Here is a 20764-nt window from a genome sequence, read left to right on the forward strand (position 1 = left end):
CCTCCAATTTCCAGAAAACTATCTCTATTGCTCCAAATTCGCTATATTTTTACCCACTAATTTTTCCGAAGAGCCTATTTGTTAAATACAATACAAATGACAATTAACAAACGGCACTATGCATAGATGAAAAAATTCTGTAAATACCCACATATAAGCACTTAGCAATATAATTATAAAATAAACCTTATAAAAAAACATGCTATACAAAGGGTTAATGAAGGAATCTTTGCGAAAGAATTAAGAAAAAAATATTATTTTTATGACATGGACATTGCATCCTGCCATGACGTTTATATGTTTCCATCGACCAGGTGCGGTTTAAGTCACTGATTAATTACTCCTATATCAGAGAAAGTGCTTTTTGAAATGCAAAATACGTTTCTATTTCATTTTGCACTTGTGAAGAAGCTAAATACCGGACGTAGGCGGGTGCAGTAACAGGCAGAAAAAAGCCCGTTACAGAAGTGTAACGGGCTTTTTGTCTCGGTCATTGGTCCGGCTGGCAATGGGATGAATGGGCTATTTATCCCCTTACCTCCAGTCAATCCTGTGCCTTAATCAGCCTTCACTTTTCTCGGCTTCCTGTTTTTCCATTTCCGCTATCTGGCTACGGACTTCGTCCATATCAAGTTCCTTGACCTTGCCTATCAGTTCATTCAGTGAACCTTCGGGCAAAGCGCCTGGCTGGGAAAAGACGGCGATTTGTTCACGGAAGATCATGAGTGTCGGGATGGAGCGGATGGCGAACATGGCGCCAAGCTCCTGCTCTTCCTCGGTGTTGATTTTGGCAAAGGCGATGTCCGGGTTTTCAGTGGCGACCTTTTCGAAGACCGGCGCGAAGCTCTTGCACGGGCCACACCATGGTGCCCAGAAGTCGAGGATGACGATGTCATTGTCTTCAATCGCGGACTGGAAATTGTCCTTGTTCAAATCGAGTGGCATGGGAGAATCCTTGTATAAATATGAGTGTTTTCTAATATATGGATGGAGCAGCTTGATTACAAGGGAAATGCCCGAAAAAGGCCGGTTTTTAGCGTATTTGTCGGCTCAGCGCCCAGCTGACGTGCTCACGAACGAGTGCGGAAGGGTGATCCGCACGTGACTTGAGGGCCGTGATAATGGGGGCTGCCGGTGGGGCATTGCCCAGTGCCACGGCGATATTGCGCAGCCAGCGTTCATGACCGATGCGCCGGATCGCACTGCCCTCGGTGCGACTCTGGAAGGTTTCCTCATCCCAGCTGAAGGCGTCGATAAGCCCCAGCGCATCGAGCTGGTGACGGGGCTGGAAATCCGTTTCCGCTGTCAGTTCGGCAAAGCGATTCCACGGACAATACAACTGGCAGTCATCACAGCCATAGATGCGGTTGCCGATGAGCGGCCGCAGTTCAACGGGGATGGCACCACGCAGTTCAATTGTCAGGTAACTGATACAGCGCCGGGCATCGACAATATACGGGGCGATGATCGCCCGCGTCGGGCATACATCGAGGCAAGTCGTGCAGGTACCACAGTGATCTGTTGTCCTGTCATCCACCGGCAGGGCGAGGTCGGTATATAACTCGCCAAGAAAAAACCATGAGCCGGCCTCGCTGTTGAGCAGGTTACTGTGTTTACCGACCCAGCCGAGCCCGGCCTTGGCGGCAATTGCCTTTTCCAGTACCGGGGCACTATCGACAAAGGCGCGGTATCCAAACTCGCCGATCTCATGACTGATTTGATTCGCAAGTTTTTGCAGGCGGTTGCGCATGAGTTTGTGATAATCACGGCCGAGGGCATAACGCGAGATATAGCTGCGCTGTGCATCATCCAGGTTCGCCTGCATATCGCTGGCAGCAGGCAGATAGTCCATGCGCACCGAGATCACGCGTTGGGTACCGGGCTCGAGTTCGGCCGGGCGCGAGCGGCGGGTGCCGTGTTTGGCCATGTAACCCATCTCGCCATGCAGCCCCTTTGCCAGCCAGTCATGCAGCTGCTGTTCAGCCTCGTCGAGATGGACATCACTGATGCCGACCTGCTGAAAGCCGAGCGCCTTCCCCCAGGACTTAATCTGGTCGGCAAGCCGGGCAAGTTGTGAGTCTGACAGTATGGGCATGGGATCGCGGTGTGTTGGGCCGGGGTGCTATGATACGCGCTATGCGCAGATTACCGAATTCCCTCTACCGTGCCGAGCAGGTTCGCGAATTTGATCGTATGGCGATTGAAGAACTGGGCATTGCCGGCGCCGAACTCATGGAACGCGCAGGCAAGGCCGCCTTGCATGCCTTGCGCGAGGCATGGCCCCGGGCAAGGCGCATCGTTGTGCTGGCAGGAATCGGCAATAACGGTGGCGACGCCTATGTCGTTGCGCGTCTTGCCCGTGCCGCCGGGCTTGAGGTGCGCGTCTGGCAGGTCGGTGATGGCGCGAGGCTCAAAGGGGATGCCCTGCGCATGGCCCGGTTTTGGCGCGAGGCCGGTGGCGAGACTGCGGCCTATAAGCCCGGTCTCGATCTCGGCGGCACTGACGTTGTTGTTGATGGCCTGTTAGGCATCGGCCTGAATGCCAGACTGGAGGGTGACTGGGCCGATGCCGTACGCGCCATCAATGACAGTCATGCCGGCGTGCTGGCCCTGGATATTCCTACCGGGCTGCATGCCGACACGGGTTGTGTGCTCGGTTGCGCCGTGAATGCGCAACTCACCATTACCTTCATCGCCCTCAAGCAGGGCCTGTTCACCGGTGCCGGGCCACGCCATTGCGGGCAGATCGTGTATGACGACCTGCGCCTGCCACCGCAGGTACTGATGTCGCAAGCCCCGGCCGTCTCCCGCCTGACCTTTGCCGGTGTCGCCCACCTGTTGGCGCCGCGGCGGCGCGATGCGCACAAGGGGGACTTTGGCCACGTGCTCATCATCGGTGGCGGCGCCGGTATGGGCGGGGCAGTACGGATGGCGGGCGAGGCGGCGTTACGGGTCGGAGCCGGCCTGGTCAGCATCGCGACCCGGCCCGAACATGCGGCGGCGATCAGTGCCGCGCGCCCGGAACTCATGTGCCATGCCGTGAGCAAGGTTGCTGAACTGCGGCCGTTGCTGGCAAAGGCCGATGTGGTTGCGGTGGGTCCGGGTCTGGGCCAGTCCCGGTGGGCGCAGGCATTGCTCGGCGCCGTGCTGGATAATGATTTGCCGATGGTCGTGGATGCCGATGCCCTGAACCTGCTGGCCACCGAGCCGGTGCAGCGTAAAAACTGGATCCTGACCCCGCACCCGGGCGAGGCTGCGCGGTTACTGAATACAGATACAAAAGCGATCCAGGCCGACCGTTTTGCCGCGGTGAAGGCCTTGCAGCAAAAGTATGGTGGCGTGGTTGTCTTGAAAGGCGCGGGTAGCCTTGTTGCCGCGGCCGATTCACCCCTGGCCCTGTGTGATGCGGGTAATCCCGGCATGGCCAGCGGCGGGATGGGCGATGTCCTCACCGGTGTGATTGCCGGGCTATTGGCGCAGCGCCGGACATTGAATTCCGATCCAGCCCAGGCCATGCTTCTGGCGACGCGTCTCGGTGTGAGTGTGCATGCACGCGCGGCCGATATCGCCGCCAAAGAAGATGGCGAACGAGGCATGCTGGCACTGGATGTTGTTGATGCCCTGCGCGAGGTCGTCAACCCGGCACAATTCTGATGAAGACACTGCATATCGAATCCGATGAAGCCATGCAGGCACTCGGTGCGAGGCTGGCAAGGGCCAGCCGGTCACATGGCGTCATCTATCTGCAGGGCGAGCTCGGCACCGGCAAGACCACACTCGTGCGCGGTCTGCTGCGAGGCCTGGGCCATGAGGGCGCGGTGAAAAGCCCGACCTTTACCCTCGTTGAGCCCTACACAGTGAACGGCAGCCATATCTATCATTTTGATTTATATCGACTTAGTGACCCAGAGGAACTCGAGTTCATGGGGCTGCGCGATTATTTCAGCGCCGAGAGCCTGTGTCTGATCGAGTGGCCGCAGCGCGGGGGGGCACTTGTGCCCCCGGCGGACCTTTTGATTGAACTCGAGCATGCCGGCCCGGCGCGCGATGTCGTCCTGACGGCCCACAGCGCGCATGGTGAGGAAATACTTAATGGGATTGATGGATTATGATTGATGATTGCGGAATGATGATTGATGAATGAAAAGAAGGCAGGGGGGGGCGCTTTGCGCACCAGGCTTTAGTTTGGGTTTTCGGTGTGCATAGCACACACAATAGGCATATATATTCTTATTAATCAATATACTACGTGAACCTCAACATCGGCATTGATGACTTTTCATTCATCAATCATCATTCCGCAATCATCAATGTCTCTTGTAGCTTTCCTCATGTTGTTTTATAAGAACATCACGTATATAGTTAATATATAAGTGATCTTATGAGGCTATCTTCCAGCGGTCTGACCGCAGGGGAGGTGTAAAATGAAAAAAACACTACTCGCCATCGTTCTGCTGTTGACCGCGCCTGTGAGCTGGGCCGGGCAGGTTGACGTTATTGGTGTGCGTATGTGGCCAGCCCCGGATAACACCCGCCTGGTCTTTGACCTCTCTGGCCCGATTGAACATACCCTGTTCTCCCTGAAGAACCCGGATCGTATTGTTGTCGATCTGCAGAATTCCCGCCTGCGTGGTGACTTGCCCGCTCCGGAGGGGAAGGACAACCCGATCAAGAGCCTGCGCAGTGGCACACGTAACCAGCAGGATTTGCGTATTGTGCTGGATGCTGATCAGCGCCTGCGGCCAAAGAGTTTTGTCCTCAAGCCTTATGGCGATCATGGCCACCGCCTGGTGCTGGATCTGGAACATGACCAGCAGGAACGCGTGGTGGCGAAAAGCTCACGTACGCCGAACGCTGGCAATAGCAAAAAACTGCGTGATGTTGTCATTGCCATCGATGCCGGCCACGGCGGGGAAGACCCGGGGGCGCGCGGCTATCGTGGGACCCAGGAAAAGCGAGTCGTGCTCGCCGTTGCCCGCAAGCTCGAGGCCCTGGTGAAAAGAGAACCCGGCATGCGTGCGGTGATGATCCGTGACGGGGATTACTTTATCCGTTTGCGGGATCGGATCAACAAGGCACGCCAGGCCCGGGCCGATATCTTTATCTCCATCCATGCCGATGCCTTCCATAATCCAAAGGCCAGCGGTTCGTCGGTGTATACGCTCTCACGTCGTGGCGCCACAAGTGAGGCGGCGCGTTTCCTTGCCGTGAGCGAAAACAATTCCGACCGCATCGGCGGGGTGCGCCTTGATGACAAGGATGACCTGCTGGCCTCGGTCCTGCTGGATCTGTCCCAGACCGCCAGCCTTGAGGCCAGTATGGACGTGGCCAGCAATATTCTCGGCGGACTCAAGCAACTCGGCAAGACCCATAAGCGCAGCGTGCAGTCGGCAAACTTCCTGGTCCTGAAATCGCCAGATATCCCCTCGGTACTGGTTGAGACCGCCTTTATCTCCAACCCGGAGGAAGAGCGTAAATTGCGTACAGCCGCTTACCAGCAGCACCTGGCCGGAGCGATGATGAAGGGCATTCGTAATTACTTTGAACGCTTCCCGCCGCCGGGTACGCGCCTCGCTCGTCGTCATACCATCCAGCGAGGTGAAACCCTGTCCGGCATTGCCGAGCGTTACCAGGTCAATATGCAGGCCCTGCGAGCCACCAACAAGCTCAACACCGACAGAATCCATGTTGGCCAGACCTTGCGGATCCCGACGCAAACCAGCGACAGCTGATATTTCTTCACGCTACAGTTAAACGACGCTTTGCATTAAGCTAGGCGTATGTCCGACATTCTCCAACGCCGCATCAACCAGTTGCCCGTCCAGCTCGCCAACCAGATCGCCGCAGGTGAAGTGGTGGAGCGCCCGGCCTCGGTCGTCAAGGAATTGCTCGAGAACAGTCTTGATGCCGGTGCGACCCGGATTGATATCGAGATCGAGCGGGGCGGCCTGCAACAGATTCGTATAGTCGATAATGGTCACGGTATTCACCCGGCCGATCTGCCCCTGGCCCTGTCGCGCCATGCCACCAGCAAGCTGCTGACACTTGAAGAACTGGCGAGTATTGCCAGCCTCGGTTTTCGTGGCGAGGCCCTGCCAAGTATTGCCTCGGTCTCACGCCTGCAACTCATCAGCCGCCAGGCCGGCGCAGAACAGGGTACGTGTATTGAAGTCGATGCCAATGGAAAAAGCAGCGTGAGACCAGCGGCTCACCCGCAGGGAACCAGCGTGATTGTCGAAGAGCTGTTTTGTAATGCTCCGGCACGCCGCCGCTTTATGCGGGCCGCGAAAACCGAGTTCACCCATGTGCAGGATGTCGTGCAGCGTATCGCGCTGGGTGCACCGCACGTTGCCATTAACCTGCGCCATAATGACCGCCAGGTCCTGCGTCTGCCCGCGGCGAAGGACGAGGCCTTACAGCAGCGGCGCCTGGCCCAGGTCTTTGGCCAGGGTTTTACCGCCGCCGCCCTGCCTGCAGTCGGTGAGAGTGACGGTATTCGGGTCAGTGGTTTTGTTGCGCCCGCTTCCCAGCATCGCTCGCAGGCAGATCATCAGTATGTCTATATTAACGGGCGTATGATTCGCGATCGACTGGTTAACCATGCCATTCGCCAGGCCTATGCCGATACCCTGCCCGCGGGGCGCTATGCGAGTTATGTGCTGATGCTCGAACTCGAACCGGATCGCGTCGATGTGAACGTTCATCCCACCAAGCATGAAGTCCGTTTTCGGGATGCTCGCCTGGTGCACGACTTTCTCTTTAGCGTGGTCAAGCATGCCTTGCACGGACAAAACGATGCTGTAATGCTGCCGGCAACCGGGGCCGTGCAGGAGCGTGCGTCATTGTATCTGGCTTCCTCCAATCAGGTAGTCACGGGAAGCGCGGGAACGGCCGGGCGGCCCACCGGGGAACGTCGCCTGTTATTCGGGGAACCTTTGCAACTGCTGCACAGGCGTTACCTGTTGTGCCAGGATGCAAGGCAATTATGGTTGCTGGATGCACGGGCGTTATTAACCCAGGTAAATAAACAACGCCTGACCGAGGCGCTGGCCGCAGGCGAGTTGAAATCGCGTCCACTATTATTACCGCAGCGGCTTGAGCTCGATGCGAAACGCCAGGCACAATTAATCAGTATGCTGCCGCGGCTTAATCGATTCGGCTTTGATCTGAGCGAGATCGATGACAGTCATATCCTCCTGCGTGCCGCCCCGTTATTGCTGCAAACCTCGGCACCCGATGTCCTTTTGTATACAGCGATTGAGCATCTGCATGCCGATGATGAAAGCTTGCTAGGGGCGCTCGCCGAGACCGCGGCAAAGGCCAGCCCACTGTCTGCCAGCGGGGCGTCTTTGCGAGAATGGTTAGCCATACAATTCAACCTGCTCGGTGACATCTCGAAGAACGTGCCATGGGCGCGTGCGCTGGATGCGCAGACCCTGCAAGACTGGCTTGAGCATAAATGAGTCAGCCTGATTTGCCGCCGGCCATTTTTGTGATGGGCCCGACCGCCTCGGGCAAGACCGCCCTGGCCGTGGAGCTGGTCAGGCGTCTGCCGGTAGAGATCATCGGTGTTGATTCAGGGCAGATTTATCGCAGTATGGATATCGGTACGGCCAAACCGGATGCCGAGACCTTGCGCGTGGCGCCGCATCGCCTGATTGATATCCGCGAGCCCGAGCAGAGTTATTCCGCCGCCGAGTTTCGCACCGATGCCCTGCGCGAGATGCATGAGATTACCGCGTCCGGCCGGATCCCGCTCCTGGTCGGTGGCACCATGCTTTACTTTCGGGCACTGGAACATGGTCTGTCCCCCTTGCCCGTGGCGGATGCCGGGGTGCGGGCACAGCTCGAGACGCAGGCTGCCGAACAGGGCTGGGCGGCGTTGCACGCGCGTCTCGCCAGGGTAGACCCGGTTGCCGCCGCCCGTATCCACCAGAATGACCCGCAGCGTATCCAGCGTGCACTGGAAGTCTATGAATTGACCGGTACCAGCATGACCGACCTGATCGCGGCACAGGCCAGAGAGCCCTTGCCGTACCGCGTCTGCAAACTGGCAGTGGCGCCAAATGACCGCGAGGTCTTGCGCGAGCGGATTGCCCGGCGTTTTCACCAGATGATCGAGCAGGGTTTTATGGAGGAGGTTGAGGCCCTGTATGCCCGCGGCGACCTGGATCTGGACATGCCGGCTATACGCGCGGTCGGTTACCGGCAAATTTGGCACTATTTACAGGGTAAATATTCCCGCGCCGAGGCGATTGAACGTGGCATTATTGCCTCACGGCAACTCGCCAAGCGCCAGATGACCTGGTTGCGGAGCGATACCGATGTGCACTGGTTTGACGGCACGGAAGATAAATTATTGGATTCGGTCTTGAAATGTCTCCAGGACTGCCCAATATCAGTAAAAATACAGAGTTAATAGCAGTATAAGATTTTGGTATTATTTGAACTTGTACAGAGACTATCACTGCGAGCGGGGTAATACCGGGCTCGAGCCCAGGGGTATAAAACTGGCCGCGGTGCCCATGAAGGCCCGTATAAGTAGAAAAAAGGAGAACAACATGAATAAAGGGCAAATGTTACAGGACCCGTTTTTGAATGCACTGCGCAAAGAACGTGTGCCGGTCTCGATTTACCTGGTGAATGGAATCAAGTTGCAGGGACAGATCGACTCTTTCGATCAATTTGTGGTGCTATTGAAGAATGCCGTTAACCAGATGGTTTACAAGCACGCCATTTCAACTATCGTGCCGGCCCGCAACGTGCGGATTCCAGGCAGCGAAAGCGAAGCCGAAGACGATAGTGCCGGTCCCGGTAATAAGTAAACAGGTATAAGTGAGCAGATTTCCCATCATTTACAAAGACAGGTCGTTGACCGCCGGGGGCACCGTTGTTTGATCGCCCCCGTAGTGGTGAACGCGCAATACTCGTTCATCTCGACTTTCCGCAAGAAGACAACCGCGAAGAACTCGATGAGTTCCGTGAACTGACGGTCTCTGCCGGCGCCACCCCGCTGGCAGTCGTAACAGGCAGTCGGCGTTCCCCGCATCCGCGTTACTTTGTCGGCTCCGGCAAGGCTGAAGAAATCCGTGACATCGTGAAAAGCACCGAGGCTGATGTGGTCTTGTTTAACCATGCCCTCAGTCCGGCGCAGGAACGTAACCTGGAGCAATTACTCGAATGTCGCGTGCTCGACCGCACCGGTTTGATTCTGGATATCTTTGCCCAGCGGGCGCATTCCCATGAAGGTAAATTACAGGTCGAGCTGGCCCAGTTAAAACACCTTTCGACCCGGCTGGTACGCGGCTGGACCCACCTTGAACGCCAAAAGGGCGGGATTGGTCTGCGCGGCCCGGGTGAAACGCAGCTCGAGACCGACCGCCGGCTGGTGGGTGATCGCATCAAGCGCATCCGCAAGCGTCTCGAGAAAGTCCATAAGCAACGCGACCAGGGTCGACGCCATCGTCGTCGCCAGGACGCCATCACCGTTTCGCTGGTCGGCTATACCAATGCCGGCAAGTCGACGCTGTTTAATCGTCTTTCCGGCGCCGGCGTTTATGCCGAGGACAAGCTCTTTGCCACGCTCGACCCGACCCTGCGCCGGGTCGATATCGGGGTTGACGAGCAGATCGTGCTGGCCGATACGGTCGGCTTCATTCGCCATTTGCCCCATGACCTGGTGGCGTCCTTCCAGTCGACGCTCGAGGAAACCCGCGAGGCAAGCCTGTTATTGCACGTCGTCGATGCCAGCAGCGATCGACGCGAAGAAAATATGGAACAGGTCAATCTCGTGCTTGCGGAGATCGGCGCCGACGCGGTGCCGCAAATCCAGATATTCAACAAGATCGACCTTCTTGAGGGCGCCTCGCCAAGGATAGACCGTGACGAACAGGGCCGCGTCCGCCGGGTCTGGGTATCGGCCGTCAGCGGCGCGGGTATTGATGAATTGCGCGGCGTGTTACACGAGGTCTGCTTTCAAACACCTGTGGCAGGGAGCGCCGGTGGTGACGAGCCTGGCGGCGAAGAGACCGGTTTCACTGAAGCTGAAAGAGATATCGACGTAGAGGATGTGCGAATCGCCTGATTTGGCGGGGGTGGTTGCGATGTGTACCTGCTACCCCTACAATTCCACGTTCGTGTTAAATTCACAAAATAACTCAATTGGAGTAGCTCATGGCCTGGAATGAACCGGGTAATTCAGGGAGTGGCGGTGGCCGCGACCCTTGGGGTAACCGCGGCGACCAGGGGCCACCTGACCTCGATGAAGTCGTTCGCAAGATGCGTGACAAGGTAGGTGGTCTGTTTGGTGGTAGTGGCGGCAGCGGTGGCACCGGCCGTGCCGGTGCCGGCCAGGGCGGGACAATCGGTATTGTCATCATCGCGCTGGCAGCATGGTTGCTGTATGACGCCAGTCATATCATTGAGCCGGCCGAACGCGGTGTTGTGCTGCGTTTCGGGAAACACGTCGATACCATGATGCCGGGCTTTAACATGCGCCTGCCACGGCCATTTGAGAAGGTCGTCCTTGTCAACATGGAAAACATCCGCAAACTGACCGTGGGGGCGACCCAGGCCGAGTCCCTGATGCTGACCCGTGACGAGAATATTGTCGATATCGAGTTCAGCGTGCAGTACAAAATCAAGGATGCCGGTGATTATGTCTTCAATGTGCGCAACCCGGAAGATTCGCTGTTGCAGGCGACCGAGACGGCCGTGCGCGAAGTCGTCGGCAAGAATAATCTCGACTTTGTGATCACCGAGGGTCGTGACGTGGTAGCGGTACAGGCCCGTGAACTGGTGCAAAAAATTATCGATGACTATGGCACCGGCCTGGTCGTGACGGAATTCAACATGCAGGACGCCCAGCCACCCGAACAGGTGCAGGGTGCATTTGCCGATGTTGTGAAGGCGCGCGAGGATGAGGTGCGGTTCAAGAATGAGGCCGAAGGCTATGCCCTCGACCTGCTGGGTAAGGCCCAGGGTGCCGCACAGCGCCGGATCCTGGATGCAGAGGGTTACCGTAGCAGGGTCATGGAGTCGGCTACTGGTGAGGCGGCCCGTTTTAATAATCTGCTGGCCGAATATGAAAAGGCCCCGGCCGTGACGCGCGAGCGCCTGTATATTGAGGCCATGGAAGAAGTGCTGGGCAACAGCACCAAGATCATGACGGATACCGGGGCCGGTGGTAATAACATTATGTATCTGCCGCTCGACCAACTCATGCGTCAGCAGGGTTCCGTACGGCAAAATGCCGGCTCGGCAGATTCCACTGGCATCAAGAATCCAGACTCGGGGGCGCCGCGCCCGATCAATGACCCACGTAGCCGGGGAGGTCGCTAATGAATATCAAATTCCTCGGAGCAATTCTGGTGGCCGCCCTGGTTCTGGTAGGCCTGTCCGTGTTTACCGTTGATGAACGTGAAAAGGCCATCAAGTTCCGGCTTGGTGAGATCGTACGCAGTGATTATGAGCCCGGGCTGTACTTCCAGACACCGTTTATCAATAACGTGCGCAAATTCGATGCGCGCATCCAGACCCTGGATGCAAGGCCGACGCGTTACCTGACCGACGAAAAGAAGAATGTTATCGTCGATTCGTTCGTGAAGTGGCGCATTGGTGACCTGGAGACGTATTACACGACCATGGGCGGTGATGCGCTGCGTGCCAATGCCGCCCTGTTCCCCATCGTCAACGACCAGCTGCGGAGCGAGTTTGGCAAGCGCTCCATCCGCGAAGTCGTCTCTGGTGAACGTGCCAAGATTATGGAAATCCTCGCCGCGAATACCAAGGCCCAGGCCGTGAAATATGGTATTGAGGTCGTCGATGTACGGATCAAGCGCGTCGACTTACCTCCGGATGTCAGTGAATCGGTCTATGACCGTATGCGTGCTGAACGTGACCGTGTCGCCAAGGAGTTCCGTGCCCGCGGCCGTGCCGAGGGTGAACGTCTCCGTGCCGATGCGGATCGAAAGTACACGGTTGTCCTCGCCGAGGCCTACCGTGACGCGCAGACGTTGCGTGGTGAAGGCGATGCCAAGGCTGCTGAAATCTATGCAAAGGCCTATAGCAAGAACGAAGAATTTTATTCCCTGTATCGCAGCCTGAATGCCTACAGGAGCTCGTTTAGTAGCAAGAGTGACATTCTTGTGATTGAACCGGGTGCGGATTTCTTCAAGTATTTCAACAGCCCGAAGGGCAAAAAATAGGGAAAATCGGGTCGTGCAGTGGTAAACTGCGCGACGCGACACCAGACCGGGCGAGACAAGGCCAGAGCCTTGGCTGACCGCCCGGCTTTTTTGTGTATTGGCGGAATAGCACAATGTGGAATGATTTGTTTGTCGCACTGGCGCTGGTGCTGGTTATAGAGGGCATTTTGCCGTTTCTGAAACCGGCTGCAATGCGCGAGTTACAGCGTAAAATGGCGGAAATGGACGATAAATCACTCCGGATTGCCGGATTGAGCAGTATGTTGGCGGGCCTTGCCCTGTTATATCTGCTACGTTGAACAATAAGCGGGGAAGGCCGCCCGGGCGGCCATGAAACAAGATGAGCACGAATGACGCATGGTTGTTACCTGAAGGCATAGAAGAGCTGTTGCCCCCCCAGGCAGAACGGCTTGAACGCCTTCACCGTGACCTTATCGATCAACTGCACAGCTGGGGCTATGAGCTCGTGGTTCCGCCGTTTATCGATTTCCTCGAGTCCCTGCTGACCGGTACGGGCAATGACCTCAAATTACAAACCTTCACCCTGACTGACCAGATCAGTGGTCGCCTGATGGGGATCCGTGCCGACATGACGCCGCAGGTCGCACGTATCGACGCCCGCCAGCTGGGACGTGAGACCCCGAGCCGTCTCTGTTACCTCGGTACGGTGCTGCGTACGCGCCCGGACGGTTTTGCCGGTAGCCGTAGCCCACTGCAGTGTGGCGCCGAGTTATATGGCTCGGACAATGTCGAGAGTGACATCGAGATCATTCGCCTGATGCTGGCCACACTCGAAAAGACCGGCATCCGGGCAGCGCACCTTGACCTCGCACATGTCGGTATCTTCCGTAGCCTGGTACAGGACGCCGGCCTGGACGAGCAGCAGGAAACTGAATTGTTTGATGCCCTGCAACGCAAGGCCGTGCCCGAGATCAACGGCCTGCTGGACAAATGGGTACTGGACGCGCCGCAGGCGACAATGCTGCGGGCCCTGGTTGACCTGAACGGTGGTGATGAGGTGCTTGCAGAGGCAACCGCGGTCTTCGCCGCGGCCAGTGAGGCGGTGCGTGCGGCACTCGATGACCTGAAACAGATCGCCGTCAGCCTGCAAGGCTATTTACCGAATACACCACTGTATTTCGACCTTGCCGAGTTACGCGGTTATCACTATCACACCGGCGTGATGTTCAGTGCCTACCTGCCGGGGCATGGCCAGGCCATTGCCTGGGGCGGGCGCTATGATGACATCGGCAGTGTCTTTGGTCGGGCGCGTCCGGCCACCGGTTTCAGCACCGATCTGAAACAACTCGTGTTGCTGACCGATGTGCAGGCCGATGCCGCCGATATGATTTTCGCGCCGGCAGGGGCTGATACCACACTGCAAGAAAAGATTGCCGCCCTGCGTGCACAGGGCGAACGTGTTGTTTGCGAACTGCCCGGACAACAGGGCGGCGCAAGAGAGATGGGTTGTTCGCGCAAGCTGGAGCAGCGAAACGGCCAATGGGAGGTCGTATCTGTTTGACACTGCGTGCAACAGATATGGTTTAGGTAACAAGTAGTTTTAACTGGCAAGATTAATAACATGGCAAAGAACGTAATTGTAATTGGTGCCCACTGGGGTGACGAAGGGAAGGGCAAGGTCGTTGACCTGCTCACAGACCAGGCCTCGCACGTGGTACGTTTTCAGGGCGGGCACAATGCCGGACATACCCTGGTTATCGACGGCAAGAAGACTGTTCTGCACCTGATACCTTCCGGCATCCTGCGAGACAACGTCTCCTGCATGATCGGTAATGGCGTGGTGCTTTCCCCCGAGGCCCTGTTTGCCGAGCTCGAAGAAATTGAAGCGAGTGGTGTCCCTGCAAGCCAACGCCTGAAGATCAGTGAGGCCTGCCCGTTGATCCTGCCGTATCACATTGCCCTCGACCAGGCACGCGAAATCGCCCGCGGCAAGAAGGCCATCGGTACCACCGGTCGGGGTATTGGTCCCGCCTACGAAGACAAGATTTCACGCCGCGGCATCCGTGTTGGTGATCTTTTCAATGTCGAGCATTTCAAGACCCGGTTGCAGGAAGTCATGGAGTATCACAATTTCACTCTCGTGAATTACTTCAAGGTGGATGCCGTTGATTACCAGCAAGTCCTTGATGGTGTTCTGGCAATTCGTGACCGCCTGCTGGCCATGGTTGATGATATCCCGGAGCTGCTCTACCAGGCACGGCAACGGGGCGAGAATGTTATGTATGAGGGTGCGCAAGGCACGTTGCTGGATATCGACCACGGCACCTATCCGTATGTCACCTCCAGTAATACCACCGCCGGCGGTGCCGCTTGCGGTAGCGGTACCGGACCGATGGACTTTGATTATGTTCTCGGTATCGTCAAGGCCTACACCACTCGCGTGGGTGGGGGGCCGTTCCCGACCGAGTTATATGATGGTACCGATGCCTACAATGATGAAAACGGCCGCCACATGGCAGAGAAGGGTGACGAGTTCGGTGCCACCACCGGCCGGGCCCGTCGTTGCGGCTGGCTGGATGCCGTGACTCTGCGCCGTGCCGTACGCATCAACAGCATTACCGGCATGTGTATCACCAAGCTCGATGTGCTGGATGGCCTGAGTACCCTGCGTATCTGTACCGGTTACAAATACAATGGGGAAATCCGCGAAGTGAACCCAATCGGTGCCGAGGCCTTCGAGACATGCGAGCCAATGTACGAAGAACTGCCGGGCTGGAAGGAATCCACTGTTGGTGCGAAGTCCTACGAGGACCTGCCGGAGAATGCCCGCCGTTACCTGGAGCGTATTGAAGAGATCGTCGGCGCACCGGCCGATATCATTTCAACCGGCCCGGATCGGGTTGAGACCATCATCCGTCGTCATCCGTTCGGCGAATAAGAACCGAAAGCCCGATTTGTTCAGGAATGAATCAGGGCTTGCCAGGTATACGTCGCGAAAGCATCAGGTAGCAGGCTTTTATCAAGAGGGGAAGCGGGGTTTTCCTCGTCCGCGTCTTGTCTGCGGCGGCACCTGCGAACGAGACAGTGACAGATATAATGTCTCCATTCCGGTAACTGGCTCACGTACAAATTTCTATCAATGCATGGGCCGCATGCCTTTCGTATCAATTCTGACTATAAAAAGTCTGTCCGCGCATTGCTCATTTGTGCTGGCGTCAAATACAATTCTTATCTTCATCTGCAGCCGGGAGATGATGCGTCAGGAAGAACAGCATCAGGTCGGTTCTACATGATTTCAGTTTAATCTATCCCGGTTGCCGCTAAATGAGAAATTTCAATGCTGACAACGATGTTTGGGTTTACTGATAATTCTATATGCGCGGCTTTCCATCGACCGCAGATACGGGTGGCGAATGCTGACAGGAACTCAATCGAACCGTTAAACACTGCCTTTCGGCATATCGCCGATGACATATAGCCGGGACAGGAAAATGCAAACAACACAAAAGGATCAGCATCAGGCCGACTATCGCGCGATGTTGCACAAGGCGCTGGAGGAAGGTGCCAGGCAAACAGTAGCGGAAATGCTTAAGGGTCTGCATCCGGCACAGATCGCCGATGCCCTCGAAGCCCTGCCGTGGGAACTCCGAACTGATTTGTGGAGCGAGACAGCTGCCACCCTGAAGGGTGAAATATTGCTCGAAACCCACGGTGAAGTTCGTCGGCAACTCATTGCCGCCAGCGACGAGGCTGACCTGGTTGTTGCACTGGATACACTGGAAGTGGATGAGCTGGCGGATCTGGACGCCGACCTGCCGGCATCCGTCAGGAACGCCATGCTACAGACCATGGATGCTCAGCGCCGCGATCGCTATGAAGCGATTCGCGCCTATCCTGATAAGACAGCAGGCGGGCTGATGGATGTTGATGCAGCAGCGGTGCGCAAAGACGTTACTCTCAAGACGGTGCTGCGTTACCTGCGTCAGCTTCGTGGGCGCGAGGGGCAATTGCCGGAACATCTGGACAGTGTCATGGTGGTTGATGAGGATAATACTTATCTCGGGGTGCTCAGATTGAGTGACGTGGTTTCACTTGATCCTGAAACAACAGTGAGCGATGCCATGATAGCAGGGGTGCCTGCGATCCCGGTACAGACGCCCGCGACTACGGTAGCACGCTTGTTCGAGGACCGTGATCTTCTTTCAGCAGCAGTCACCAGCGAAGCCGGCCGATTGCTGGGACGAATAACCATTGATGATGTTGTCGATGTCATGCGTGGAGAAGCTGAACACGAGCTGATGAGCCGGGCCGGGCTTGCAAAATCCACCGATATGTTTGCACCTATCATATCAAGCGCTGGTCGACGGGCGCTCTGGCTGGGCGTTAACCTGATTAACGCCTTTATTGCTGCCTGGGTCATCGGGCTTTTCGGGGAATCAATAGAGAGAATCGTTGCCCTCGCCATACTAATGCCGGTTGTTGCGAGCATGGGCGGGGTTGCCGGTAACCAGACACTGACCCTGGTTACGCGTGGGCTGGCGCTTGATCAAATTGGACGCAGGAATGCACGGCACTTACTTTTGAGAGAAATTGCCCTGGGTACGCTTAATGGCCTTTTCTGGGCGGTGGTCGTCGCGTCGGTAGCCATCTTCTGGTTTGATGATATCCAGTTAGGTGTGATATTCGGGGTTGCATTAGTGGTAAACCTGCTCACTGGCGCGATAGCGGGCACCGTCATACCACTGGTTCTGCAACGGTTAGGTATCGACCCTGCTCTTGCAGGCGGAGTGTTGCTGATCGCATTCACTGATGTTGTTGGATTTGCATCCTTTCTTGGGCTGGCAACCGTTTTGTTACTCTGAAGCGGAAAAATGTGCCTGTATGCATCTGACAAGGTATGCTTAATGTATGAGTGAAGAACAATTAACATTTTATTATTTGAGTGTTGCTCTCGCCATCGGGCTGTTAATCGGCATAGAGCGAGGCTGGAAGGAGCGCGAAGCGAAAGAGGGTGAACGTGTCGCCGGCGTACGTACCTATGGCCTGATTGGCCTTCTCGGTGGTACTTCGGCACTACTCGCGCAGGAATTCGGGGTGTTATATCTCGGCCTGGTGTTTATCGGTGTGGCGGGTACCCTGGTGACAGTCTATATTGTCAATTTTCACCGGAGAAACGATGTCGGTATCACCAGCCTGGTGGCGGGACTTCTAACCTTCATACTCGGCGCACTGGCCGCGATGGGTAATGTGGCCATCGCTGCGGCCTCCGGCGTCGTGGCGACCCTGTTGTTGAGTTACAAACCCTTGCTGCACCACTGGGTAAGCGGCCTGGAGGCAACAGAGCTGCGGGCGGGAATAAAGTTACTGCTGATCTCTGTTGTTCTGTTACCGCTCCTTCCTGATCAGGGCTATGGGCCCTGGCAATCATTAAACCCTTATGTGATCTGGTGGATGGTGGTGCTGGTTGCAGGTCTTTCCTTCGTTGGTTATTTCGCCATCAAGATTGCCGGTACCCGTCGCGGTACCGTATTTACCGGCATGTTCGGCGGCCTGGCATCTTCCACGGCCCTCACGCTGCATTTTTCGCAGATGGCGCGCAAGGACGCCGCGTTGGCGCCGATACTGGGCACGGGGACTTTACTCGCCTGTGGCACCATGTTTCCGCGTATGCTGCTGGTCGCGAGTGTCATCAATCCCGCTCTGTTCAGGCCCCTGCTCGTGCCGGCAACAGTGATGGCACTATTCACTTATCTGCCGGCATTCGCCTACTGGCGGGCACAGAGCAAAAATAAAATCGATGCAACAGCGACGCTAAAGAATCCGCTGGAATTAAAGTCCGCTCTGGCCTTCGGTCTGTTACTGGCCATGATAATGTTACTGGGCAGGGCATTACAGAACTGGTACGGAGACGCCGGCGTATTGGTGCTCGCAGCTGCGTCAGGTATCGCTGATGTGGATGCCATTACCCTTTCATTGTCGCGTATGAGCGAGGAAGATATTGGGTTACGCATTACCGTGACCGGGATTATTATCGCCGCTGCTGTCAATACCCTCGTCAAGGGCAGCATGACAGCTTTTGTTGGTGGTCGCGATATCGGCTTACGGGTCGGTCTGCCCCTGGTGATGAGTGTATTTGGCGGGCTGTTCGTTGTCTGGATGCTGCTCTGGTAAACGGGCATGCATATTAATGAAACCCTGTTCATTATGCTTGATTCAGGCCGGTCCGTAACCAGTTGAGCGCCTTGTCGCGATCCGCATAATTAAAATGCCTTAATTCAGCACTAACAAAAAAGTCGGATACAGCCGGTAATATTGCCAGAAAACCAATGTTTGTCACGGCGGCTACGCGCTGGACCTTCTTCTCATAGCGATTCATGAACTTGATATGATAAAGGAGAGCGGCAAAATCTTCCCAGCCATAAAAATGTTCGGCATCAATGAGAATACCTGTGAGGCTGCCATGCTTCTTGATGTAAGGGTCTGCCAGCAGGCTTAATTGCTGGAAATCTACTGCCTCAAGTTTTCCTTTCGGCGATACTATCAGTATGCCGTCATCACGTAGTAACTGAGCATTAACTACGACGTCACCTCATCTCAGCAAGGACATGATTCCCTGACGGTATGGAGCAAAGAGTTGTCAGGAAAGTGTAGTGGCCTGTTTAACCACCTGGATTGCATAGCCCCATTCATTGTATACCAGCTCATGACTTTGCCTGGTGTTCATGTAGGTTGTTACGATAACAAACCCGCTGTCACGGGCATTGAAGATTCGCAATCTCTTTCATGGGCGGTAGAAAGGCATAAGATGTCGATTGAAATGAAAATTAACTATCTGCTACGTCGCTGGCATGCCTTTCTCAGCCTGTTCCGGTTATTTTCATAAGCTGGATGACAAGTAATGGCAAAAGTGAAAAGGACAGGATAAGCAGCCAGCCTGTGGTGTCTGGCGCCTGCACGGACAGGACCGTGGCCAGCATCGGTATATAAACCGCGGCGCAGAGCAGTGCTACCCCAGGGATAACGGTTTGTGTTTAGCATATTCCCCGTCATTTACCGACGCGATCACTAACCGTATTCCTGACGTTGCCTGTTAAATAGGCGTTGATGTTGTCATGGGTCGACTTCAGGATGCGCTGTATAGCTTCGCTGGTATTGAAGGCGTTGTGCGGAGTAATAATTACATTATCCATATGTAGCAATATATGATTGGCCAACAACTTGGACTCGTCATGCTCCCGGGTGAAGATGGCATGCAGTAATTCGGCCTCTTCACGGATTACCGGTTCTTCAGGCAATACGTCAAGTCCTGCTGCACTCACCTTTCCTTCGATCAGCGCGTGTAACAAGGCATGGATATCAATTACCGTACCCCGTGAAGTGTTGATGATAACGACCCCCTTTTTCATGGCGCCGAACTGATTGCTTGAAACCAGGTTTTGTGTGGCCTTGCCACCCGGTACATGCAGCGTGATAATATCTGATAGTGCCAGCAGCTCCTGCATGCTGACATAGTCAAACCCTGCCTTTGCAGCGAAATCCATGTCTGGATTGAGGTCTGATGCAATAACCTTCATGGAAAATCCCCGGGCGATGTTGATAACATTGCGACCTATATTGCCGGTGCCGATTACACCAAGCGTTTTTCCGCGCAGATCAAAACCACGTAGACCTTTCGATGTGAAGTCGCCTTTGCGGGTACGATAAACCGCATCAACAATGCGATGACTGATGGCGAGAAGAAGGGCGAACATATGTTCGGCTACCGTGTTTTCTCCATAGTCGGGAACATTACACACAGTTATGCCGCTTTCCTTGCAATAGTCCATGTCGATATGATCGAAACCGGTAGAACGCGTCGTGATCAGCTTCAGGTGTGGAAGCTTTTTGAGGATGTCTGCATCGAGCCTGGAATAGACAAAGGTCGAGATGATCTCGGCATCCTTTTGGTCGTCGGCATTGGCAGTGGTTAGCGGCTTCTCCAGATAGCTTACCTGATGTTTATCGTCAAAGGGCTTGAATGCGTCGCGCTCCCAATCGTCAATCTCGAATATTGTTATATTCATGAACTCTCCGCTCGCTGTAGATGGTTCGACCTGATTTGATCAGGAAATCATGTAATTCACTGAGGATATCCTTGTGCTCGGACCAGCCCCTTCAGGTATGTGCTGTTTTTACGGACAGGGTAGTATTGAAGAGCTCATGAACCTGGTCTCTGATGGTGTCATTCGCGAAATGCACGACGACGACACGCTGGCAAGTATGCCTTCGCGCAAACCGTGACCGCGGATGGCGTCTGCAATGCCGCCGGGCAAGTTGTCATAACTGAGTGCCATCAGGGGCGCGACAACCGGTGCAGCGGGGTAGACTGTCGCCTGCTGGGCATGCTTGTGTACAAATTATGTGACGCTATAACCCGCGCTTGTGCTCGATCATAAACCTTATGCATATTTATAGTATGAAACAAGATAGCCGTCATTGAAATATTTCAATGAGCATACATGGTAGCCGGGTTTATTATTTATGGCTCTTCCCCAGATGTGGTGGGTAAGATTTACCGTATAACACCATCAGGATAAAGATCCAGTCCGCCAAGGTGA

19 protein-coding genes are annotated in these 20764 nt (G+C 55.5%); 15 read left to right on the plus strand and 4 right to left on the minus strand.

The features are described from left to right. Positions 1-561 precede the first annotated feature (561 nt). Both trxA and queG read right to left on the minus strand, forming a co-directional pair. Positions 562-945: a thioredoxin gene (trxA, locus tag RQ738_RS09940; protein ID WP_314164978.1), complete on the minus strand. Its 384-nt coding sequence runs from the start codon at positions 943-945 to the stop codon at positions 562-564. A gap of 88 nt (positions 946-1033) precedes the next feature. Further along, positions 1034-2095 carry a tRNA epoxyqueuosine(34) reductase QueG gene (queG, locus tag RQ738_RS09945; RefSeq protein WP_314164979.1) on the minus strand — a complete coding sequence of 354 codons (1062 nt, stop codon included), beginning with the start codon at positions 2093-2095 and terminating at the stop codon, positions 1034-1036. A 41-nt stretch (positions 2096-2136) separates the two neighbouring features. On the opposite strand from queG, the gene RQ738_RS09950 reads away from it, so the two are divergent. The 14 genes from RQ738_RS09950 to RQ738_RS10015 all read left to right on the plus strand — a co-directional run bounded on the left by RQ738_RS09950 (position 2137) and on the right by RQ738_RS10015 (position 18338). Then, positions 2137-3654 (plus strand): NAD(P)H-hydrate dehydratase, encoded by a 1518-nt coding sequence (locus tag RQ738_RS09950; protein WP_314164980.1) that lies wholly within the window; start codon positions 2137-2139, stop codon positions 3652-3654. After that, the gene (tsaE, locus tag RQ738_RS09955; RefSeq protein WP_314164981.1) at positions 3654-4112 is read left to right on the plus strand and encodes a tRNA (adenosine(37)-N6)-threonylcarbamoyltransferase complex ATPase subunit type 1 TsaE; all 459 of its coding nucleotides are present in this window, start codon (positions 3654-3656) and stop codon (positions 4110-4112) included. The genes RQ738_RS09950 and tsaE overlap by 1 nt, the downstream gene beginning before the upstream one ends. Positions 4113-4424: 312 nt before the next feature. Further along, positions 4425-5732, plus strand: a complete 1308-nt coding sequence (locus RQ738_RS09960; protein ID WP_314164982.1) for an N-acetylmuramoyl-L-alanine amidase — start codon at positions 4425-4427, stop codon at positions 5730-5732. A gap of 48 nt (positions 5733-5780) precedes the next feature. After that, complete coding sequence (gene mutL / locus RQ738_RS09965) at positions 5781-7463, plus strand: DNA mismatch repair endonuclease MutL (RefSeq protein WP_314164983.1); 1683 nt, start codon at positions 5781-5783, stop codon at positions 7461-7463. Further along, complete coding sequence (gene miaA / locus RQ738_RS09970) at positions 7460-8419, plus strand: tRNA (adenosine(37)-N6)-dimethylallyltransferase MiaA (RefSeq protein WP_314164984.1); 960 nt, start codon at positions 7460-7462, stop codon at positions 8417-8419. The genes mutL and miaA overlap by 4 nt, the downstream gene beginning before the upstream one ends. 142 nt (positions 8420-8561) lie before the next feature. Further along, positions 8562-8825, plus strand: coding sequence for an RNA chaperone Hfq (hfq, locus tag RQ738_RS09975; protein WP_314164985.1), 264 nt, complete (start codon positions 8562-8564; stop codon positions 8823-8825). A gap of 65 nt (positions 8826-8890) precedes the next feature. Next, complete coding sequence (gene hflX, locus RQ738_RS09980) at positions 8891-10084, plus strand: ribosome rescue GTPase HflX (protein WP_314164987.1); 1194 nt, start codon at positions 8891-8893, stop codon at positions 10082-10084. Positions 10085-10173: 89 nt separating this feature from the next. Continuing rightward, positions 10174-11340, plus strand: coding sequence for an FtsH protease activity modulator HflK (gene hflK / locus RQ738_RS09985; protein ID WP_314164988.1), 1167 nt, complete (start codon positions 10174-10176; stop codon positions 11338-11340). Then, entirely contained in the window at positions 11340-12206 is an 867-nt protein-coding gene (gene hflC, locus RQ738_RS09990; RefSeq protein WP_314164989.1) for a protease modulator HflC, read from the plus strand. Before hflK ends, hflC begins: the two co-directional genes overlap by 1 nt. Positions 12207-12319: 113 nt before the next feature. Beyond that, positions 12320-12505, plus strand: a complete 186-nt coding sequence (locus RQ738_RS09995) for a DUF2065 domain-containing protein (RefSeq protein ID WP_314164991.1) — start codon at positions 12320-12322, stop codon at positions 12503-12505. A 41-nt stretch (positions 12506-12546) separates the two neighbouring features. Then, a complete protein-coding gene (locus RQ738_RS10000) occupies positions 12547-13728 on the plus strand; it encodes an ATP phosphoribosyltransferase regulatory subunit (protein ID WP_314164992.1) in 1182 nt (393 codons plus the stop codon). Positions 13729-13788: 60 nt separating this feature from the next. Continuing rightward, complete coding sequence (locus RQ738_RS10005) at positions 13789-15105, plus strand: adenylosuccinate synthase (protein ID WP_314164993.1); 1317 nt, start codon at positions 13789-13791, stop codon at positions 15103-15105. Between the two features lie 553 nt (positions 15106-15658). After that, positions 15659-17029 carry a magnesium transporter gene (gene mgtE / locus RQ738_RS10010; RefSeq protein WP_314164995.1) on the plus strand — a complete coding sequence of 457 codons (1371 nt, stop codon included), beginning with the start codon at positions 15659-15661 and terminating at the stop codon, positions 17027-17029. 46 nt (positions 17030-17075) lie between these two features. Further along, the gene (locus RQ738_RS10015; RefSeq protein ID WP_314164996.1) at positions 17076-18338 is read left to right on the plus strand and encodes an MgtC/SapB family protein; all 1263 of its coding nucleotides are present in this window, start codon (positions 17076-17078) and stop codon (positions 18336-18338) included. A gap of 31 nt (positions 18339-18369) precedes the next feature. On the opposite strand, the gene RQ738_RS13760 is transcribed toward RQ738_RS10015, so the two are convergent. Continuing rightward, the gene (locus RQ738_RS13760; RefSeq protein ID WP_409929543.1) at positions 18370-18714 is read right to left on the minus strand and encodes an STAS/SEC14 domain-containing protein; all 345 of its coding nucleotides are present in this window, start codon (positions 18712-18714) and stop codon (positions 18370-18372) included. Positions 18715-19213: 499 nt separating this feature from the next. Then, the gene (locus tag RQ738_RS10020; protein ID WP_314164997.1) at positions 19214-20230 is read right to left on the minus strand and encodes a hydroxyacid dehydrogenase; all 1017 of its coding nucleotides are present in this window, start codon (positions 20228-20230) and stop codon (positions 19214-19216) included. A 73-nt stretch (positions 20231-20303) separates the two neighbouring features. On the opposite strand from RQ738_RS10020, the gene RQ738_RS10025 reads away from it, so the two are divergent. Beyond that, positions 20304-20447 (plus strand): hypothetical protein, encoded by a 144-nt coding sequence (locus RQ738_RS10025; RefSeq protein ID WP_314164998.1) that lies wholly within the window; start codon positions 20304-20306, stop codon positions 20445-20447. Positions 20448-20764: the final 317 nt, after the last annotated feature.

Origin of the sequence: Sulfuriflexus sp., assembly GCF_032250955.1 — a bacterium.
GTDB lineage: Bacteria > Pseudomonadota > Gammaproteobacteria > AKS1 > AKS1 > Sulfuriflexus.